Source organism: Pedobacter sp. BS3, assembly GCF_008274585.1.
Classification (GTDB): domain Bacteria; phylum Bacteroidota; class Bacteroidia; order Sphingobacteriales; family Sphingobacteriaceae; genus Hufsiella_A.
The window spans coordinates 295,163-317,268 of sequence record NZ_VTRT01000006.1 but is presented as its reverse complement, the minus strand read 5'-3'; the positions used below and the strand labels follow the sequence as shown (position 1 = coordinate 317,268).

Here is a 22,106-nt window from a genome sequence, read left to right as displayed (position 1 = left end):
GAATTTGTTTGTAATTTTATTCAGAAATGAACGTACTTATTATTGAAGATGAAAAAAGCCTGGGCCTTGAGATTGCGGAATACCTGGCTAAAGAAGGCTTTATCATCGATATGGCCCGAAGAAAAAAATCGGCCGAAGAAAAATTATTTATTAATAATTACGACTTCATTTTGCTCGATTTAGGCTTACCTGATGGCGATGGGCTTGACCTGCTTAAACAACTGAAAGAGCTGCCAAACCGCGATGATGCAGTTATTGTATTAACTGCCCGCGGCGCCCTCGACGACCGCATTAACGGGCTTGAAGCCGGCGCCGACGATTACCTGCCCAAGCCATTTGCGCTTAGCGAACTACTTGCCCGCATGCACGCTATTACCCGCCGTAAGCATAAGCTGGAAAAGAACGAGTTTAAAGTGCACGATTTCACATTGAACATACAGAACCGTACCGTAAGCTTTGGCAGAGAGCGCATTAATCTCACCAAAAAAGAGTTTGAGATTTTCAACTACCTGGTATTAAATAAGAACCGGGTAATTCCGCGACTAAATATTACAGAACACGTGTGGGGTGATATCCTGGAAGTTAATTCCGATTCTAATTTTGTGGATGTTCATGTAAAAAATCTTCGTAAAAAGCTTGCACAGCACGCACCTATCGATTGGTTTGAAACCGTACGCAGTATCGGATACCGCATTAATATCTGATAGTTAAGTAAAAATTCAGAAGTAAAAAGTAAAAAATTAAGCCATATTTGCTCATCGGGATTTGCAATCCCGGTGGTTATAAACACCGGATTTGTAATCCGGAATATAGCTACGTTTAATATTTTATATTGTGAAACTGCAACATAAGCTGGCGCTTTACAATACCTTCACCAAAATTGCTGTAATTGCTATTTTAGGTGTCCTGATCATTGCTTTTATTGATCGTATTTCTACCAGTAACCTGCAACAACGCTTAATTGATAAACGTAATAAGCTGGTATCACACCTTTCTGACGAGGAAATTGAGGAGTTGCTGAACAAACAATCTACCTTTACCGATTACAACATTTTAAAAGAAGAATATATTGAGCTGAACGAGGTAAGCGACAACGCCTCGGTGAACACCGCCCCGGTTTTCACTAAAGAAAAACGAAAGATAGAAGACGAAACCCAGGATTACCTGGTGCTGGCAAACTACTTTAGCTATGGCGGAAAAACATACCGGCTGGAAATTGGCGAAACCATGCTTGCGCTTGACCGGCTGGAAAATACCATCATGTTTTATACACTGATCATTTTACTGGCATCGGTAATATTAACCCTGGCGGCCGATCTGGCCTTTACCCGTTTTCTGCTGGCGCCATTTTACCGCATTATCGACCAGAAGTTAAATAAGGTGGATGATCCTATTCATTTTAATTACGATTATGCTCATACCACTACCGACGATTTCAGGTTGCTTGATAGCAGCATCAACAAACTGATGCAACGCATATCAGACCAGTTGCTTAACCAAAAACAATTCATCACCAATGTATCACATGAATTGCTAACGCCCATCTCGATATTGCGTACCCGCCTTGAAAATCTGCTTAATCAGCCGGATATTTCGGAAGAGAACCTTAATAAGATCTCCGCTTCGCTGCGCACACTCAACCGGCTTAAAGCCATTACAAACAGCCTGCTGCTGATATCTAAAATAGAGAATCAGCAATTCAATAAAACAGACCGGGTTTCTATGCCGGCATTGATAGCCGATATTTACGAGGAACTGGAAGACCGCATAGCAAGCCGCAACATTACATTCGAAAACCGGCTGCAGCATAATTTCGGCCTTACCGGCAACCAGGCTTTACTGCATACGCTGTGCATTAATCTGATTAACAATGCCATTAAATACAATAAAGATAATGGCAAAATTATCATCAGCGATAACCTCACCAACCACAGCTATCAGCTTTACATTACCGATAAAGGCATTGGCATGGATAACCGGCAAATTGAACAGGCATTTAACCGCTTTGCTAAATTCAACGCTACCGATACCGAAAGTTATGGCCTGGGTCTGGCTATTGTACAAAGCATTGCCGCATTCCATGATATTAGTATCAGCATAAGCTCCGAAATTGGACAGGGAACACGCATCGGTCTGGAATTTAAAACCCACTAACACCAGCGTATTTTTTTGTAATGAATTTGTTCACGTTTCTTCACCAAATCTTCATATTACTAATGCAGATTTGAGGAAACAAAAAGATCAAATTATATAATTATGAAAAAAACAATTTTAGCAGTAGCATTAGCAGCCCTTACTTGCGGCGCTTTCGCTCAAACCGCTCCAGCAGCAAAACCTAAAGCTGTAAAACATGCAAAACATGATGCAACAGCAAAAGCAGACACTGCAAAAAAAGAGGCTCCGGCAAAAAAAGTACACAAAAAGAAGAAATAAAAAGCCTTACTAAGTTATCACCATAATTTAGTTTTTCCGGTTACCCTAATCTGGCCGTCCGCAGAGCGATTCTTCGGGCGGCTTTTTTATTATCAGCTGTAAGATTTGAGAGATGAGATTTGAGATAAGTCGTTCGTTGTCCGTCCTCACCTCCGTTAGTTGTAACTTTTCATATCATTTGCGGCGTTACAAACGCCGGATATTAATGCGCTCGTTTTACAAACGAGCGCAAACAGAACAATTTAACAATACAATTCAGCAATCTTTAACGCACTTGGCGTGAGCTGGAAGCGACCGGTTACACTACAAACTTATAGCCTATACCGCGTACGGTTTGCAAATAGCGGGGCGTATCGGGGTTATCTTCTATCTTTTTGCGTAAACGTACCACATGCATATCCAGCGTGCGGGTGTTTACATCAGAGTTGTAGCCCCACACTTCCATCATCAGATCATCGCGGTTAATAACCTGGTTTTTATTTTTCATGAAATAAAGCAAAATCCGGTTTTCCAGGATGGTCAATTCTATCCGTTTACCGTTACGCATCAGCGAGTGCGTGTTGGGATGATGCTCCATATCGCCAAAGCGATAAGTTTCTGCCTTTTCGTTATTAATGAGATACTTTATCTTATTATCTATCAGCGCTACCAGCACATCCATGCTGAAAGGCTTGGTGACATAGTCAGACACGCCGAGCCCGTACGCTTCTATTTTATCTACGTCCTGTGCCTTGGCAGTCATCATAATGATCAGTCCGCCATATCCCTGCTCACGTAAAATCTGGCATATTTCATCGCCTTGTTTTCCCGGCAGCATCCAGTCTAACAGCACAATATCCGGGTTTTCGCTCATAATGAGCGATGCAGCAGCATTACCATCTCCCGATTCAACTACCTCGAATCCTTCTTCGTTTAAACGATGCGCTACCAGGAACCGCAGGTTTTCATCGTCTTCAATAAGTGCTATCTTTATTTTACTGCTCATAATTGCTAAGTAAAAAGTTAAAAATCAAAAGTCAAAACTTCCCCGGGTAAAAGTAACTGAAAAATCACGATATTACAGCGAGTAATCATCCGGTAAGCTGATGATAAATTCAGAGCCTTTACCGGGTTTGCTGCTCACGGTAATTTCGCCGTTCATAAAATTAATCAGCTCTTTACAAAACGCCAGTCCCAGGCCTACACTACCCTGCTGATTGTACTGGCTTTGTATACGGTAAAACTTCTTAAAAATATGCTTTAATTCACTTTCTTCCATGCCAATGCCTTCATCTGTAAACTTAAACAGGATATTTTTTTTGATCCTGTGTATCGATATATGTAACATCTTTCTGTCGGGCGGCGAATACTTATACGCATTATCAATCAAATTAGTGAATACACTGCTCAACAATACCGGGTCTGACTTAAAATAGGTAATATCCTCATCAATATCGAAACTGATATCAAACTGCGGATGCTTGATCTGGTAGGCATCAATGATATTCTGTGTAAACACTTCCAGGTTAATTTCTTCTTCCTTTAACTTGATCGACCGGTTTTCTATCTGTGTAAACGACAACAGCTTATTCATCAAATCGTTTAGCTTATCGGCTTCTTCATCTAAAATCTTTCCGTAATGCGCCCGTTCTTTATCAGATAACTGTTTGCTGCTACGAATATTATTGCCGGCGATTTTTATCACGCTAACCGGTGTTTTAAACTCGTGCGTAAGGTTATTGATAAAATCATATTGCAACTTAAACAGTTTGCTGTTAATGTTCAGGTTGCGATAAATGAGGTAAGCTATCCCCAGCAAAAAGCTGTAAATTAACAATATCATAAAAGCCACAGGCAAAAAACGCCGGTTGATTTCTTTGTTAAGGTAGCTGTGCAGCGAGCTGAAATACAATTTATAATCGGCCAATGCTCCCGGTAATGGAATATCGGTTGAAATAAATTCAGGATTATTGTTCAGCTCCTCATACACCAAAGGCCTGATGCTGATATTCTGGTATAGTTCAGGGTGCGGATTTTTAATGCGTAACTTCAGCGGGTCGATATAAAATGTCAGCACATCCTGCTCATATACCGCAGAAAACGGCATTTCTTTCAGCATCAAATCCTTATATATCCTGATCTCCTCCCTTCGCGGGATGTTCATATAGGTAATACGGTTAGGCGTAATAGCATAAAACGTATTGAAAATATCATCGTTACTCAAAACTTTAGTGGTATCGGCAGATTCAATATAGGCGGAAAACTTGATGGCTATTTTATTGAACTCATCAGCCAGCTTGAGCGAAAGCGTATGCGGATGGGTGCTGGTGAAAAGCACTACCGGTTTAGTATTTCGCTTAAACTGCATCACCACCTTGGGGCCGATGGCAAATTTATTTACCCGGAGACCGTCTTTTATTTTATGATTGCTAACCTGGGTATCGTAAAATATCACCTTGCTCACAAAGGCATATCTGGTAAATGCGGTATCGATGTATTTAGCAACCGATGAGGAATCCAGGTAGCCCTGGTAAAAGGATATTTCGGGAATACGGTTCTGGAAAAAATCATTGTATGGCTGTACCACTTCTTCCTGAACATCTATTTTAGCCGAAGAAAAATCGTTTTCAACGTTCCGTTTTATAAGCGAATAGGCCAGCAGCCAGGCAATTACCAGCGATACCGTCACCAGCAGCAAAAAGATAACGATAAGCGCAAAGTTTTTACGGTAAAAGGATTTCTCGGCGGCCATACGCTTAACTATTTGCCCAGGTTATCGGCCAGGAACTTCTCCAGGTTACGATAAAATTCCTCCCGGTTCTCCGGTTTAACAAAATAGATGCCTTCTTCGTCTTTTACCAGGTAGATTACAGGTATATCGCGTTTTTTTGCCTCTTTAACAAACTGGTTGGCCTCGCTAATGTTAACCCGCGGATCTTTGCCCCCCTGGGCAATAAGCAAAGGTACCCTTATTTTATCAGTATGAAATACCGGGGATACAGCCCTGAAATAATCCATATCCTTTTCGGGATTTCCCACTATTTCGTAATACATTTTTAACGATGTCCGGTAATACGGGGGAATGGATTTAATGAACGTAAATAAGTTTAAAATGCCCGAATAGGAGGCCGCACAACGGTATAAACCAGGCTCAAAAGTGGCACCCCACAGCGCAGAATATCCGCCGAAACCGGCGCCATAGATGGCTATCCGCTTGGGGTTGGCAATTTTGTTTTCAATCAACCAGTTAACACCATCGGTAATATCAGTCTGCATTTTGCTGCCCCATTGCTTAAAGCCGGCCGCCCAGAATTGCTTTCCATAACCTTTCGATCCTCTGTAATTTACCTGAAAAACGGCGTATCCGCGATTAGCCAGGAACTGCACTTCGGCATTGTATTCCCATGAATTTCGGTTATGCGGCCAGCTATGCGGAATAACAACGACGGGGAAGTTTTTTGTTTTTGAGCCTTTGGGCAGGGTTAAATAGCCGTTAATGGTAATACCATCGCGGCTTTTGTACGAAACGGGTTTCATGGCGCACATTTCTTCGGCCGGAAGGTTGGGATTAATATCGCCAAGCTTGACCAGCTTTTTGTTAGCCGGTGTGTAGCAATAATAAGCGCCCGGGGTTTTATCGGTAAACGTACGTACAATCAGCTGCTTTTGTGCGGAATCTGTGCTCACAATGCTAACCTCGTTACCCGGAAGCAGTTTTTCAATGTCCTGGTAAAGATGCTTTAACGTATCGTCCAGGTAAAACCGTTGTTTTTTCCAGGTTTCGTACGTAGCGTAAACCAGTTTCCCGTTTTTCTGCGAATAGCTGGCTCCGGTAACATCCACATCCTGATGCTTAAAAATCACTTTCTCCTCTTTGCCGGTAGAACAATTCAGCTCGACCAGCGCCGCCTTATCGCGGTTTTTACTGGATAGCGCAAAAATGCAGTCAGCCCGTTTTTCGCAAAAGCCGATAGGCTCTATACGGGTCTGAAAATTATTGGATAGTACCGGCCTGAACGCTTCGTTCTCGCTATTGCGAAACAGTAAAGTTTCATTCACACCATCGCTGGCCCGGGCCACCCGGATCTGGCCTTTACTATCGGCAAGCCAGTCAACAATATTGCCGGGATTTTCGGCTGCTAAACGCAGGCTGCATGTATTTACATTAAGCCGGTACACATCAAAAACCGATGAATCACGCATATTGATAGCCAGCAGCAGCTCATTATTTATTACCCGCGACTGGTTTAAAAAAAGTACCTTAAAATTGCCCGCAGGCAGCAGATCTGTTACGTTGCCATTAGCACGCTCAACCGAAAAAAGCTGCGTAACCCGCTTATCTACACTGTTCTTGGTATAAAACAGCTTATCGTTATTCACCCAGAAATACGATGCAACGTTAAACTCCTTTTCGTGGGTTAGCCGAACCGGTTTGCCGTTACGGGCCTGCACGTAAATATTCAGCCGGTTAGCGTAAGGCTGCAGAAACGAAATATAATTACCGTCGGGAGAAATCCGGAAACTGGTTTTAACCGGGTTCTGGAAAAACACTTCCAGGGGAATAGTTTTTGCTTTCTTCTGGTAACCGCATTGCACTAACAACACACTCAAACACATTAGGCAATATCGTCCTATCCTTTTAATCATATCCGTTCACCTGCTTATTTGCTTCGATAGTAATTATAACTGGTTATTTTTTAAAACGCTGCTATGCAACTATAATTTTACATCGTCCACGTAGCATCCGGGTATATAAAAGCTCAATAAACATGCCCATAAATCGTTACTTTTAAACGCTATAATTATGAGATTACTCCTGGCAATACTAATATGCATCAGCATCGCCATATCGGCTTCGGCACAATATAGTGCAGACGATGCTCTTGCCGCACAATATTACCGCAATGGCGATTTTGAGAAAGCGTTAACCCTATATCAGAAATTATACAATAATAATGCTTCACTTTACTACGAGCCGTACCTTAACAGCCTGCTGCAACTGAAGCAGTATGCCGAAGCCGAAAAGCTCACGCGAAAATTAAGTAAAACCTATCCCGATAATTACACTTACGCGATAGATTATGGCCGTGTTTTGCAGCAAAAAGGTGAGCAAAAACAGGCCGAGGACTGGCTGAACGGGCTGATCAGGACAATGCCGGCCAGCGAAGAAGACATACGCAACCTGGCAACTGCATTTTACCGGACAGAAAATTTTGAATATGTTGTAAAAACGTTGCTAAATGGTCGTGAGCGCCTTCATAACAACGACGCCTTTGCCTTTGAGCTGGTATCGGTTTACCGGTTTACCAAAAATAAGCCCATGCTGGTTGAAGAGTACCTGAACATTATGAGTAAAAACCAGGCTTTGCTGCCGCAGGCCGAAAAAGTAATGGCATCGGTATTTGACGATAATAAGGATTACGATCTTTTAAAAACAGCTTTATTAAAACGTATTCAGAAAGAGCCGCAGAATACCGCTTACGCAGAATTGCTCACCTGGCAATATTTACAGCAGCAACAGTTCGACATGGCCCTGAAACAGGCTATTGCCCTGGATAAACGTCTTAACGAAAATGGCGAGCGGATATATGATATGGCAGGCATATTTATGGCGAATAATAAATACCAGGAAGCCACCCAGGCACTGCAATATGTTATTGGCAAAGGCGAAGGTAATCCAAACTATATCCCGGCAAAAGTGCAATTATTAAACTGCCAGTACCAATTGCTTACCACAGGCAGCACATTTTCGGCAGCACAACTGCAACAATTGGAAGCCGGTTACCTGGAGCTGTTAAGCAAATACGGTCGATCGGTCAGCACAGCCTTTGCTATGAAACAGCTGGCACATTTGCAGGCTTATCACTTAAATAAATCCGCCGAAGCAGAAACTTTATTAAAAGAGCTGATCGCACTGCCCCGTTTGCCGGCTTCCATGCTGGCTCAGGCAAAGCTGGATCTTGCCGATATATACATCCGGGATAATAGCCCCTGGGAGGCAAGCTTATTATACGGGCAGGTTGAAAAGCAGTTTCCCGGCGATCCACTGGCTCAGGAGGCAAAATTCAGAAACGCCCGTTTATCCTATTTTATGGGCGATTTTACCTGGGCAAAGGCGCAAACGGATGTACTGAAAGGCTCCACATCGCAGCTTATTGCCAACGATGCGCTGAACCTGAGCCTGCTTATTGCCGAGCATAGCGACAATCCAGCCGATAGCATGGCTTTAAAACATTACGCTTACGCGGATCTGCTGATTTATAAAGGCAGGCTTGATGAAGCCATTGCCAGCTTAGACAGCATTACCAAAGAACAAACCGGAACTTCGCTTGCCGATGATATTTTGATGGCTAAGGCGAAAATATACCAGCAGCAACATAACTGGCAGCAAATGGTTAACGCGTTACAGGAAGTAACCAGCAATTACAGCACCGGCATCTGGGCAGATGATGCCTGGTTCATGCTCGGCGATATTTACCAGCATCAGCTTAACGATACCAAAAAAGCGGCAGATTGCTACCAGAAAATACTTACGGATTATCCAGGCAGCCTGTTACTGGCCGAAGCCCGGCAACGCTACAGGTTATTGCGTGGCGATAAGGTGACGGAGTAATATTATTTAATTACAATCTGGATCTCATCCTCAGGTTTTTCCGGCATATAAGCCAGCCTTAGCCGGTACAGCACATTTCCCCAACCACCAATTTTGATCTTATCATCTATCGCCTCTTTTGGCAATATCATGGTATCGGTTCCAACCGAAAATTTTTTCGGATCATAAAATATCCGGTGTGTTTTCCCGCTCAGGGTATCGGTTAAGCTGATCACACCGGGCTTACCTGTATCTGGCGGCAACAGCGTCAGAAAGTTTTCTATAACAGGCTGGCTCACCTCTTTTAACCGGAACTTTTCGTTAAGCGTTACCTCTTTACCCCGGTGCAGCGTAATGGTTCTTATCCACGATGTTACTTTTGCCCCTTCGGGATATGCCGGCGCTATATTTAAAGCCAGCTGTGCTTTACGCGAATCTGCCGAATATGATACGTTTTCTGCTTTGAAGCTGGCCCCGGCCTGCTGCATCACGCCATTAATAGTCGGAAGATTATGATAAGCCGATTGATTATTCCACAGCTCGTAGCGTTTGCTGCTGAACGTTTGCGCCGTATACGCCTGCGGTCCGAAATCAATAAGCACCGGATTGCCGTCTGCATAAACAATAAAGTTGCCTACGTCATTATGATTGTGGCTTTCATCATTATTGCCGCCTTTAGCCGAAAGATAAAGCCCTTCAGCGCTTCCCGCACGACTTCGTGCCGCCATTACCTGGATACCGGGAAACCATACATCCCTGAGCAATGGTTCTTTAGCTTCTGTTTTCAACAGATCATTCAAAACAAATAAAGCGGGCAGTACCCGGTTCAGCACGCCAAAATAACTGGTCAATGTGGATTGTCCGTAACCGGATTTTCCGGCGATATATGCTGCAAAATGAGTCAGCGTATCATTTTTGGTTTGCAGGCCAAAACGGTAAAGCAAAGCAGGGTCAGGATCTGTACGCGGAGTGGCATCGCTGTAATTAATAAAATACCGGTCTTTGATGTATACTTTGTAGATATAAGCACCCATCTTTTTAATGAGGCTGTTCCCAAATACGTCAATTTTACCGCCGGAGCCGCTTTTGAGCAGCTGCAGGTAATCCAGTAAGGCACCTGCCGCCCTGTCCCAATAACCCGGCCCTTCATCGCTTCCGCCATCAGCAGGGAACGGAGCTATATAATTACTGATGCTTTGCATGGTTTTATAGATCACCTGGTTGCGCTGCTCTCCTTCCGACAGGATCAGTGCGGCAGCTAACACATTCGAATTGATCCAGGGGTTCCAGTTGTTTACCCGCCGTAGCGAACCCGGATTTTTTTGCCATTGGAAGCCCAGGTAGGCCCAGTCAGTATGGTTTAGATAGGGAATTAAAATACGTTTGTTGACCTCATCGTGAATACGTTCCGCGATCAATGGATTAACTTTATCCAACTCTGGCTTAAACAGGTAATATACCCAGGCCATCTCGGCAGCTGTTTCGGCGGCAAATAAATCCACCACCGGGTCATTCACATCCGGCAAACCAGAGCCTGCCTTTTGAAGCGATAAATGTGCCGGTACCCCCCAGAAAGATTCTTCGCAAATTGCCCATGTTCCATTGATAATTTCATCGGTAAACCGTCCTTTATGTTCAAATAATTCAGCCAGTACGAATGTCGCCAGGCGATGTCTTCGCTCAAACGACAAATCCTCGTAATTGCTCCGGTTGCCACTGCGTACATATTCCAGGAAAACGCTGGCCGGCAAAGGTTCCCATTTTTTTGACAATAGCTGCTCCGCTTCATGAATATAAGCCTGCCTCACCGCTAAGGGAACAGCCTCGAATTTCTCCGCACGGGTAATATCCGGGTAAGGTTTCCAGCTGCTAACGGGCAGAATAAGCTTATCTAACTGCTGCTTGTCCAGGTGAAGCTGGGGTAAGCTATTTAGTCGTGCTTTTTGTGCGGATGCCGGTATACTCATTGCTGCGAACAAGAACGCTGCCACCGGTATTGCCTTTCTAACGATATGCCAGACTGATTTATTCATATCATTAATAGGTAACTAATTATTACTGGTCAGGATTTGAAATCCTGACCTTATTAGTGCCGGATTTGAAATCCGGAATTATGGCCACCTGGATTATAAATCCCGATGAGCAAAGTAAGTAAAGATAAGAGAATTAAATCTTACTTATACCTGTTGTAATATCGCGTTAAGCTTTTAACATTATCCTCTTTGTTGACGATCACTATACCTTTATCGCCATTATTCTTAAAAAACGTTAACACTTCCTGTACGCGGTCTGAAAGTACTTCCGGTGAAGCATTGATAGCCAGTGCTTCCCGTACCCGTATATCAAGAATGGCATATTGCAGCATCAGTTGAAGCCTGCCGAAATTAGCCTGTATTTCTGCCGGAGCCGAAGCCGCGGCCTCTTTAACAGCCTGTTGCCGGTCGCGTAACAGGGTTACTGCCTTGCTGATAGCTTCGGGCGATTTCAGGCTTGAAAACCGGATGCTTCCGTAAATGCGTACCGTATTTTCAAGGGCAGCATACGCCTTTTCGGCTACAGCTGAAGCCGCACCATAGCGGGTTTTGCAATATAGCTGTATCAATGAATCTACCTTAACATCCGGGTTCCAGGCTAAATAACCCAATATGTAATGGTTAAGCTCATACGTGTACCAGTCGCCGGGTTCGGCATACGTTGTAATCCCCTGTAAAGGCACTTTGGCGTACCATTGCATATCCCGCTGTATGAAGTGCGGTATTACGTTGGGCAGGGATTTCCAGGCATATTTCCTGAAATAGGAATACAGGCCGATATCTCCGTCAAACTTCTTACGCCAGTCCAGTAAGGCGGTTACGTACTCTTGATTAGCCGCAGAGCGGCTATCGTTGATCTGGTATTCAAAATTCTGGTCTATGGGACAAAAGTCTACCATCACCTGCTTACTGATCGTTTCATGCTGAGGCGGTAATAATGCTTTAGCGTAGGCAATGATTTGCAGCTTTAAATGAGGATATACCGCCTTAACAGCCGAGTCAACCTTGCTGATGAGCTTGGCCTGCCTGTCTTCGGGCGTACCTCGTTTCAGCCAGTCGGGACATTCGGCCCAACGGGCGCCGTCCGGAGGCCATAAATCAAAAATGTCAATTTCCGGATGCTGCCGCAGGTATTCCAATACACTTTTGATGAAATAATTTACGGCATCCTGATTCTCGGTATTGAAAACCAGGTAATCATCTGTTGCAGGCTTACAGTCTTTATCCAGCCCAAACCAGTCAGGATGCTGCTTGAACAGGTTACCGTTCTCCATACCCGGATTAATGTAATTCTGGTAGCCGTGCCCACCCACTTCAATAAGGATGCCTCTTTTCCGTAATTCGGGGGTTAATGCTTCACGCCATTTATCCCACTTTACCCGGCCTTTGCCCTGGTAATTCAATGGAACCATCAGGGTGTTGTACCGCAATTTGGGCATCCAGTCAACCAACTGTTTCAGGTTCTCAATGGTATGCGATTTTCCCTCTTCAATATCCAGCTTACGATAGGCGAACGCCGGATGCTCATTTATTTCATGGTTAACCTTGTAATATAAGGTGGGCTGATGTGGAATGTACTCTGATAAACCGTTATACAAAGCAAGTTGCGGAGCGATCCAGCGGCATCCTAAACGCTCCAGAAAATCATAAACAGCATACAACACCGCACGGTCTGAACCGGCGGCCAGCACAATGTTACCATCGCGAACGGATATGCGGTAATCTTCGTAGGCCATTTCTTTACGCTGCTCTATCCGGATCACCTTGCGGGATTTTGCCGGAGAACCTGCAACCTGGAACGTGGCCCCGCTGATCTTTTGCAGATATTTTGCCAGCTCCGCCGCCGCGAACTGACGGGTAGGAGAAGGCTCACCGGGCAAAACAATAGCCAGTTGCGCTACTTTGCTTTTAGCCAGCAAAATGCCGGCCGAGGCTTCGCCATAGCATAAGGTGCTAAACAAAAGCGGTACAATTAATAAATAACGTTGAATGAATTGTTTAATTGGTAATTTACTGAGGTGCTTCATTGCTATATTATTTGTCATTAGGTTGGTCAGCCTCATCCCAAATCCCTTCTACAAAGAAATTTTAGAGGAGGAAAGTGCTCTGTTATTATCTCATAACATTCTACCCTTTTTCTGTCATTAGCTACTGTATAGCTGTTAATTCCTCAATTATTTTTACAAAATAGTTATTGTCGTCATACTTTTTAATTCCTTTTTCCAGATCAAATGCCGTATAAGGAAAATTTCCTTGTATATACCTAACATACCCTTCTTTATCTATGAATAAATTACGAGGTATAGCAGATATCTTTAAAGTTTTCTTATAATTCTCTGCATTTTGTAATATATAATAATTAAAGGGGTGTTTTTCAAGAAATTTAATCAAATCATCATCCTTGCAAGTGTTCTCTGTAAAGGCTACAAAGTTCATTTTGTCTCCATATTTTTCTTTTAATTTATTCAGCTCCGGCATTTCTGCAACACATGGAACACAGTATATCGCCCAATAATTAAGCAGCGCTGATTTACCAATTAATTGAGAAGAAGAGAACTCATCTCCCCTTAAATCAGTTAATTTAAATTCAGGCAATTTTTTCCCAAGCAATAAAAAAAACCGAATCCTGCTTAAATGTAAATTTGAATGTCTTATCAGTGCAGGAATCACATCTTTGCGCCACAAAGGATACATAATTTAGGATAGAGTCTTTCTTAGTTATTCTATGATAGATTGTTGGCACAATTATAAAATTGGCCGGCATATTTTTCATAGCTACATTAAAGCTTGAGCGAACACCCTCCTCGGTCAAGATTGAATCAGAATTAAACGTATAATAATTTACCTGCCCATAGCTCAATTCAGCAAGAAATATCGATAATAGAAAAACAGCGTTTTCATATTCATTATTTTTGTCATCGTGGCAAAAGTTTTTTTGAAACAGTGGCAGGTCTCCGCGTATCCGACATATTTAGCTCCATTACACCGCCATTTTCAATATCCCGGTAGGTAATATACGGTTTTTCATACAGTCGGCCATTTAATTTTTGTGACGTAATATACTTATTCTGCTCAGAAGTACGGGCTGCATTGATTACAAAGGTTCTGCCTTTATAATAGTTTTGATTGAGGTGTATAGTGACCTTACTAAAAACCGGGCTTCCCAGCCTGAATTCGCCACTGACCGGGTTGGCCGGATAAAAGCCCATAGCGCTGAATACGTACCACGCCGATAACGCCCCGCAATCGTCATTGCCGGGCAGACCGCCGGGTGTGGTATTGTAATTCATTTTCATGCCTTCCCGTACAGCTTTCTGGGTACGCCATGCCTCGTTTTTAAAATGCGTAAAAAAATAGGGATATGCAATATCCGGCTCATTGTACAGCACAAATTTACGTTCGTCAAAAGTCTGCTGAAGGCGTTTTATGTACACGCTATCACCACCCATTACTTGTGACAGGCCGGGTATATCGTAAGGCACACAAAATAAATAGTTCCAGGCCGAGCCTTCTATAAATCCGTTCCCCTTAAATTCATCGGGGTTGAACGGCTCAACCCAGCTTCCGTCTGCTTTTTTAGGCCGCAGGAATCCCGTTTGGGGATCGTATAAGTTTTTGTAGTACTGCGACCGCTCCATAAATTGCCGGTAGTCTTTTTCATTACCGGCTACTTTGGCCATTTGGGCGATGGCATAATCGGATATGCCATATTCTAATGTTTCTGATACCGAGCCGCGGGTGGTTACCGGCACATAACGATGCTCAAGATAGATTTTTAGATCCTTCCGGATGGGATTATTGGCCGTATCTGTAGCATTGTGTTTCATAGCTTGATAAGCCAGCTTAATATCAAAATCCCGGAGGCCATTGAAATACGTTCCGGCCAGCACAACGGGCGCCGGATCGCCGACCATTACCAGGGCGTCATTTCCGGCAAGCTCCCATTTGGGCAGCCAGCCGCTTTCTTTATACATCTCCAGCAGCGTTTTAACCATATCGTGCTGCCTTTCGGGATAAAAGAGTGTTAAAAATACATGCAGGTTGCGATAGGTATCCCAAAGCGAAAAAACGTTATAACGGGTATAGCCTCTGGCTTTCGCGATGCCGGTATGTCCCATTTTCTGGTAATCGCCGTTCACATCGTTAAATACACTGGGATGTAGCAGTATATGATACAGGCCGGTATAAAATATCGTTTTTTGTGCCTGTGTTCCGCCTTCAACTTCAATCCGCGAAAGCGTAGTATTCCAAAGTTCGCGGGCCTTATGATGAATGGCATCGAAGCTGAAACCGGTTTGCTCGGCAGCTAAGTTTAAGCGTGCATTTGCTATGCTGACGTAAGATATACCGACTTTTACCTCAACCACTTTATTGCGACTGGTATTAAAACGCAGGAAAGCTCCCACGCCACGACCTGATTGCTCTGCTGCGGCAGCGATACCAGTAGCTGTCCAGGTTCCGCTGCTAACTGCCGTCTGACTGAAACGGGCTACGAAATAAACTTTTTGCACCTGGTTTGGCGCTCCGCAAAAGTGCCCGCTTTCTGTCCAGCCTTCTACCTCGGTGCCCGATACAATTTTGACATAACCGGGAGCCGGCATCATGCGTTTATTCTGCGTTGCAGAAACGTCTATCAGGATATTACCGGTATCTGCCGGAAAGGTATATTTACTGATACCTGTACGGGTTGTTGCCGTCATTTCGGCTATAATACCGCTTTGCAGCACGGTTTTATAGTAACCGGGCGACGCTTTTTCATCGTGATAAGCTGATCTCCAGCCTTCGGGAGTTGCGGCAACACTGCCTGAAGTCGGCATTAGCACAATGTTGCCTAAATCGCCGCAGCCAACGCCACTGAGCTGTACGTGTCCAAAACCATACAGATACGGTTCGCCGTACCGGTAACCGCTTTTAGAATCGGGCGCCGTGTGCGGACTTACAGAAACCATTCCCCAGGGCACCATTGCCCCGGGAAATGTTTCGCCATTCTTCCAGTTTGGTTTCGCACTTTTCTGGTTCGCGGTTCCTATAAAGGGGTTTACATCATCTATTGGGAGCGTTTGCGCAATGAGCAACTGTGAGCCTGTAATGTACATCAATACAGTAGCTAACAAGCCTGTACGCTTACTTTGAAAAAAGCTTTTAATATGGAACATCTCAACTGTCTAATTTCCCAGCCGTGTTACACGCACATAATAGGCGCCGCACACATCCTGCCCGTTTTTGTCTTTAAACCAGGCTTGTAAGGTATTCTCGCCCGCCTTGATATTGATTTCTACCGGGATAGCTGTAGCGTTTGGCTTGCTATTAACTGTAACCGCGGCGCCGTTATTCAACGAAACACAACCCGAAGCAATATCCAGGGGTTTGCCGGTTCGCAGCTTTGTTCCGCCAACGGCTTTAGCCGGCCCGGCAAGGGTTAAAGCACGGTTCAGATGAAACGGCCAGCGGCTTAATTCCAGGCGGTATTTTCCGCTTTTTTCGGCATAGATATGCCAGGGGCCGCCGTTTGGCTCACCTTTGCCCTGCGCCACAGCCCACTGCGTGTTCACATAACCCTCGGCCCAATCGTTAGAGAGCAGTGTTACCGGGTTTTCTTTATCAGAGCCTATTACTACAGGAACCAGTTCGCGGGTATCGGGCTCAACCTTTTTCCACCAGTTTTCATAAAAAGCCTGCATTTTGTGCAGTATATCGGGATTGCTGCCGGATACATCATGCTCCTGGCCGGGGTCTTTGCTAATGTCATACAACTCACTTTTACCAACCAGCCTCCAGTTGTTCCAAACCACGCAGCCGAAATATTTGTCGGGTTGTTTGTTTCCGCCAAACTGCACCACAAACATGCGGTCGGCCATGGGCTTCTGATCACGAAGAACCGGGCGCAGGCTTACCCCGTCAAACTGCTGCTCTTTCTTCAGCTTAAAATCCAGCAGGTCGATAAACGATGGCAGCAGATCCTGAATTTCGGCAGCATCGGTTACAACACGGGGCTTACCAAAGCCCTGGGGCCAGCGGATAAAACAAATTGCACGATGCCCGCCATCATAGTTGCTTTCTTTTCGTCCTTTCATGCCCGCGTTATAAACTGTTATGCCTCCTGTACCGCCGTTATCATTCATGAAAATTAAAATGGTGTTGTCTTTCAGGTGTTTTGCCTCCAGCCATTTATCCAACCTGGCCATATTGTTGTCCATGTTCCGGATCATCCCGAAAAAGGAGGCTACCGATCTTTCCTGACCCTTATTGCTGTAATAGTCGAAATCTTCCTGAGGCGAATAAAAAGGCCCATGTGTTACGTTGAGTGATAAATAGGTAAAGAACGGCTGTTTTTTATCCGCCATTTCGCCCATCCATTTCATAGCCTGGTCAAACCACAGATCGGTGCAGTATTTCTCTGATTGCACCGGTTTTAAACCATCCAGGTAACGTGTACGGTAATAATCGTTGTCAAATTCGGCCTCCGAAAGCAAACCCCAACCCTGGAACCAGACACATTTTTCAAAGCCGCGATCCATAGGCCTGTCGGGATAACCATCGCCCAGGTGCCATTTTCCGAATATCCCGGTGCGGTAACCGTTTTCTTTAAATACTTCGGGCATGGTAATCACATCCCGGCGTATAATGCCACGTCCGGCTCCAACCGAAGAGGCTTTATTATGCAGCGCATCCAAACCCGACATCAGCTCGCCACGTGAGGGCGTACATTGCGGTGATACGTGAAAGTTGCTGAAGCTCACACTTTCGTTATGCAGCTTATCCAGCGCAGGCGTTTCTAAAACCGGGTTGCCATAGCAGGACAAATCGCCATAACCCTGGTCATCAGATAATACGATGATCACATTAGGACGTTGAGTTGGCGGCTCTGTAGCTTTAACCGTAGTAAATACAACAGCTAAGATCAGTAACGAAAATATCTTTCTCATATCATTTTGTGATTAGTTGATTTTAATACTCTTCCAATAGGCATTTCCGGCTTCCCTGCCTTTAACCAGCACTCGCTGATACAGGCGCAGCACAATGGTCTGTCCTTCAAACTGGCTGAGGCCAATGCTGATATGCTGCCACTGGCGTTCCTTCTCATTTTCCGTTATCAGCTTGTTCAGCAGTTTTTCGTTATCCGCATATACTTCCAACCTCCACACTCTTCCCGGGTCAGCGGCCACATCAAGAGCCAGTGCTTTTTCACCATTCACTTTTAGCGTCCGGCGCAATAGCAGGCCTTTCACTTCATCGCGGGGATAGGTTGCCAGCACTTCGCCGTCTAAATAGGTGTTGCCACGGATGCCGCCCATACCACCGCCCGCACCGCCAAATCCGGCACGTTCCAATGTCCAGTCCGGGTTCCAGTATTGCATCAGATCGGCCAGCTTGAACAGCTCTGCCGGCTGCGTTACAGGCTCCTGAACCGGGATGCTTAGCTGCTTGCCGGAAAACTTTGCTCCATGCTGCTGCAGGATTTTTATCCCGATAGCGGCGGTACGTTCTGCCAGGCCGGAAATAGATTCATCAACAGCCGGCGTTAATACCAGGCTACCCATCTTCTCGCCTTTTACCCGGTCATGAAGGCCGTCAACCAGGTTGGCAGGAATACCTTTCATGCCCTGCATAGCCCCAATTACGGCGGCGGCGTTTGCCGCATTGCAGTCGGCGTCTGTAAAATCGGCAGCGCCAAAGGCAAGGTTTACCGTTTTCAGGAAATCGCCTTTGCCGAACCACAGGCTGGCAGCTACAATACCGCCATTGGCAACGGCGTTGTTGGTTGCCGGGTATTCGATATGCCAGCGATCTTCAACCGCATTGAAAATTTCTGCAGCCGGCTTACCTGCATCGGCCAGCCGGATAACCAGGTCAATACATTTCCGGTATGGTGATGAGGGATGAATAAGCCGGGCTGCTTTGCGAACAATGGTTTGCGGATCTTTCTCCGAGAAACCCAGGCTCACCATACCCGCGATAAAAACAGCGCCGTCGGCACCCTCGGCATAACCGTTAATGTGGCCATACTTGCGGGCCATGACAGCGGCAACATTGGGCATGGCGGGAGCCAGCGCTCCGTAAACATCGGCGCTAAATTGCGGCCCGATAGAAAACCATAATTTGTTATACCGGGGATGCCCCGTCTCTGCCGGATCAACGCCACGCTGCATCAGCAACCGGGCCTGCTCACTTGATCCCCAGGTTCCGCATGAATTTTCCAGCCATTGTTTGCCCAACTGCTGAACGCTCATATTGATGCCGTATTTCTCAAATGCCCGTATGGCTACCATTTCATAATACCAGTCGTCGTCGACCATCGCGGCAGCAAGTGGCTTTGTATAGTCACCTATCCACTTTACCGATGCGGTTTTATGCTCGAACGGGAAACCCATTATAGCCGCGGCCATCTGGGCAATCCATACTGCCTGAACACGATCCCGGTATTGGGCCCCGGAAACGGTCAGCTCTTTGACCGTAGAGCTTCTTCCCGATTTCAGCGTTGCCTGAGGAAAAACTGCCTGCAACGGGAACACCAGGAGAGCCCAAAGACAAAATGACCTGATCATGCTATAGCCCTTTTTGCCGACCAACTTATGGCGTACGAACGTAATCGGGGTTAGGGGGCATCATTTTAGCGCCTACCTTTTTACGCCAATTGTGCAACATGGTGGTTAGCTCTTTTACTTTGGCCGGCTCTGACTTTGAAAGGTCATGCTGCTCTCCGGGATCATTTTTAAGATTGAACAGCTGCACTGTATTGTTTTCAAAATATTCCAGCAGCTTGTAATCGCCATAGCGTATTGCCCCACCGGGACTTTGCAAACCGTGATTGCTGTAATGCGGGAAATGCCAGTATAGAGCTCTTTTTTCAATATTCTGACCTGTTAGCAGCGGTGATATATCAACTCCATCCACATTCTGGCTGGCGGGGACTTTAAGACCGAGCATATTCATGATGGTAGGATAAAAATCTACACCGTCAACCGGCACATCGCATACTGCTCCTTTTTTGCTGTGGTTAGGCCATTTCATGATCATAGGTTCACGGATGCCGCCCTCATACATCCAGCCTTTACCGCCCCGTAACGGCAGGTTGGCCGTTGAAAATTCTTTATCAACCCGGTCCGGCGATATTTTACGTTTAGGGTTTCCCATGTTCATGGCCGACATTCCGCCGTTGTCTGACATAAATATCACGATAGTATTGTCGTCAATGCCCAGTGCCTTTAGCTTTGCCAGTACTTTCCCGAGGCTTTCGTCGACACTTTCAACCATCGCGGCAAAATTCACATTGTCCTGGAACTGCTTGATCTTAACAATACGGTTGGGCAAATTGCCATAGCCTTTATAACGCGGATCTTTCAGCAGGGCATCCAGCTCACTTCGCGTATAGGCGTGGCTGGTATCGGGATTTCCTTCCAGGATATAGGGATTACCCTCGTAATGCATGGATCTCAGCTTTTCCTGATATTTTTTTACCAGGTCCGGACGTCCCTGGATAGGATCATGAACGGCAAAATGCGACAGGAAAAGGAAAAAGGGATTGTCTTTATTTTGCTCGATATATTTCAGCGCTTCGTTGGTAATACGGTCGGTCAGATATTCACCGTCAGGGCCACCCTCAAGGCCTTCCATCCCGTAAGGCGAGAAATAGGTTTTGTTGGGCCATCCGCGGTTATAACCGTACGGGATGTGGATATCGAATCCCTGGCGGGCAGTGGAAGCTGAATCATCGCCCAAATGCCACTTGCCGATAATAGCGGTACGGTAGCCATTGGCTTTCAGCGCTTCGGGCAAGGTAATTTCCTCATAAGGAATATGCTGATTAACTACTACGTTCTGCAGCTTCTGGAACGGGAAATTTTTACGCCCGGGCAGCCAGTCGGTCAGGTTAATATGAGCCGGATATTTACCGGTTAACATGCTGGCACGGGAAGGCGAGCAAACATGGCACGCCGCATAAGCCTGCGTAAAACGTACATTTTCTTTGGCAAAGCGGTCGATGTTAGGGGTTTCGTAAAACTTACTGCCGTTTATGGCAATATCAGTCCAACCCATATCATCTACCAGGAAGAATACCACATTCATCCGCTTATTAACGACAGGTTTTGTACGGGTATTTTTTTTAACGGAGGTTTGAGCATGAAGGCCTAAACCCAGGCCAAAGGCAAGAAAATATACAATTAGCTTCTTCATTATTTAGTGCTTATAATTTTAACGGTTAGACAAATTAATCGGGCTAATGATTAACCGGCCTTTGCTTATCTTATCAAAGATAACCGGGTATGGCTGTTAAAACCGCACCATTTTAAAATAAAATATACAATCCTAAATCATATATTAGGTTAGAATAAATATTACAATTTACTAATTATCAAAAGGATGATGAATTGCATCCTGATAAGACAGGTGTATGAATATAATTCCTCGTAAGCACTACGCAGAAAGAACCTGGCCACTTAGCGTGGCATGTTTCACACACAGTTTGCAGAGGTTTTTACATACAGTGCTCAAAGATAACTTTTTGCGTTCCCGGCGTGAGAGCTCCTCATGCTTTAATTCCGTTCCGCACATCATATTATTAAATGATTACCATCATTTTTAAATCACGCTGCCTTACAGAATTTTACGCCGGTAATCTTAATTTTTTCATCATGTCAACATTAGTAAAAAACAAGGCCGTTCCGTCAATATGGTCGTTGATGGAAGATTTTACAAACACCGAAAGTTTGTTTGACAAAAAGTGGCTAAAAAAGATCCCGGCGGTAAATATCTGTGACCGGGGGAAGAATTATGACATTGAAGTAGTTGCACCTGGCTTTGAGAAAGATGACTTTAAAGTAGCCATTGAAAATGGTGTGCTGAGCATCAGCGCAGAAACCCATACGGAGAAACAGCAGGATGATGAAGTATATACCCGCAAAGAATTTACGCAAACATCATTTACCCGTTCTTTCAGCTTGCCCGAAAATGTTAGCGAAGACGGCATAACCGCAAGGTACGCCAATGGTATTTTGAAGCTGCACCTTGGAAAAACAGCTTCCGAAAAATCGGTAAAAAAAGAAATAACCGTGTTGTAATTAATAAGT

General features: G+C 44.9%; 15 protein-coding genes. 5 read left to right on the top strand and 10 right to left on the bottom strand.

Translation table 11 applies throughout. From position 1 onward, the window contains the following. Positions 1–26: 26 nt before the first annotated feature. The 3 genes from FW774_RS16435 to FW774_RS20475 all read left to right on the top strand — a co-directional run bounded on the left by FW774_RS16435 (position 27) and on the right by FW774_RS20475 (position 2,433). The gene (locus tag FW774_RS16435; RefSeq protein WP_149349298.1) at positions 27–704 is read left to right on the top strand and encodes a response regulator transcription factor; all 678 of its coding nucleotides are present in this window, start codon (positions 27–29) and stop codon (positions 702–704) included. A 130-nt stretch (positions 705–834) separates the two neighbouring features. Further along, positions 835–2,154: a sensor histidine kinase gene (locus FW774_RS16430; protein WP_149349297.1), complete on the top strand. Its 1,320-nt coding sequence runs from the start codon at positions 835–837 to the stop codon at positions 2,152–2,154. 102 nt (positions 2,155–2,256) lie between these two features. After that, the gene (locus tag FW774_RS20475) at positions 2,257–2,433 is read left to right on the top strand and encodes a hypothetical protein (protein WP_187774932.1); all 177 of its coding nucleotides are present in this window, start codon (positions 2,257–2,259) and stop codon (positions 2,431–2,433) included. A 298-nt stretch (positions 2,434–2,731) separates the two neighbouring features. Here the strand turns inward: FW774_RS20475 and FW774_RS16425 are convergent, their stop codons facing one another. From FW774_RS16425 to FW774_RS16415, 3 genes are all read right to left on the bottom strand, one after another. Then, entirely contained in the window at positions 2,732–3,418 is a 687-nt protein-coding gene (locus FW774_RS16425) for a response regulator transcription factor (protein ID WP_149349296.1), read from the bottom strand. 72 nt (positions 3,419–3,490) lie between these two features. Then, positions 3,491–5,164 (bottom strand): sensor histidine kinase, encoded by a 1,674-nt coding sequence (locus tag FW774_RS16420; RefSeq protein WP_149349295.1) that lies wholly within the window; start codon positions 5,162–5,164, stop codon positions 3,491–3,493. A gap of 8 nt (positions 5,165–5,172) precedes the next feature. Next, complete coding sequence (locus FW774_RS16415) at positions 5,173–7,059, bottom strand: alpha/beta hydrolase family protein (RefSeq protein ID WP_149349294.1); 1,887 nt, start codon at positions 7,057–7,059, stop codon at positions 5,173–5,175. A 157-nt stretch (positions 7,060–7,216) separates the two neighbouring features. On the opposite strand from FW774_RS16415, the gene FW774_RS16410 reads away from it, so the two are divergent. Then, complete coding sequence (locus tag FW774_RS16410; protein WP_149349293.1) at positions 7,217–9,025, top strand: tetratricopeptide repeat protein; 1,809 nt, start codon at positions 7,217–7,219, stop codon at positions 9,023–9,025. Positions 9,026–9,027: 2 nt separating this feature from the next. Here the strand turns inward: FW774_RS16410 and FW774_RS16405 are convergent, their stop codons facing one another. The 7 genes from FW774_RS16405 to FW774_RS16375 form a co-directional block, all read right to left on the bottom strand. Continuing rightward, on the bottom strand, positions 9,028–11,037 hold the full coding sequence (locus tag FW774_RS16405; protein WP_149349292.1) for a heparinase II/III family protein: 2,010 nt from the start codon (positions 11,035–11,037) through the stop codon (positions 9,028–9,030). Positions 11,038–11,177: 140 nt separating this feature from the next. Further along, positions 11,178–13,064: a DUF4838 domain-containing protein gene (locus FW774_RS16400; protein ID WP_187774931.1), complete on the bottom strand. Its 1,887-nt coding sequence runs from the start codon at positions 13,062–13,064 to the stop codon at positions 11,178–11,180. A 121-nt stretch (positions 13,065–13,185) separates the two neighbouring features. Then, positions 13,186–13,722 carry a TlpA family protein disulfide reductase gene (locus tag FW774_RS16395; RefSeq protein ID WP_187774930.1) on the bottom strand — a complete coding sequence of 179 codons (537 nt, stop codon included), beginning with the start codon at positions 13,720–13,722 and terminating at the stop codon, positions 13,186–13,188. Between the two features lie 230 nt (positions 13,723–13,952). Beyond that, a complete protein-coding gene (locus FW774_RS16390; RefSeq protein WP_149349289.1) occupies positions 13,953–16,193 on the bottom strand; it encodes a GH92 family glycosyl hydrolase in 2,241 nt (746 codons plus the stop codon). A 9-nt stretch (positions 16,194–16,202) separates the two neighbouring features. Further along, a complete protein-coding gene (locus FW774_RS16385; RefSeq protein WP_149349288.1) occupies positions 16,203–17,963 on the bottom strand; it encodes an arylsulfatase in 1,761 nt (586 codons plus the stop codon). Positions 17,964–17,975: 12 nt separating this feature from the next. Continuing rightward, a complete protein-coding gene (locus FW774_RS16380) occupies positions 17,976–19,583 on the bottom strand; it encodes an ADP-ribosylglycohydrolase family protein (protein ID WP_149349287.1) in 1,608 nt (535 codons plus the stop codon). A 25-nt stretch (positions 19,584–19,608) separates the two neighbouring features. Then, positions 19,609–21,213: a sulfatase gene (locus tag FW774_RS16375; protein WP_149349286.1), complete on the bottom strand. Its 1,605-nt coding sequence runs from the start codon at positions 21,211–21,213 to the stop codon at positions 19,609–19,611. A 458-nt stretch (positions 21,214–21,671) separates the two neighbouring features. On the opposite strand from FW774_RS16375, the gene FW774_RS16370 reads away from it, so the two are divergent. Beyond that, positions 21,672–22,097: an Hsp20/alpha crystallin family protein gene (locus tag FW774_RS16370; protein ID WP_187774929.1), complete on the top strand. Its 426-nt coding sequence runs from the start codon at positions 21,672–21,674 to the stop codon at positions 22,095–22,097. Positions 22,098–22,106 lie beyond the last annotated feature (9 nt).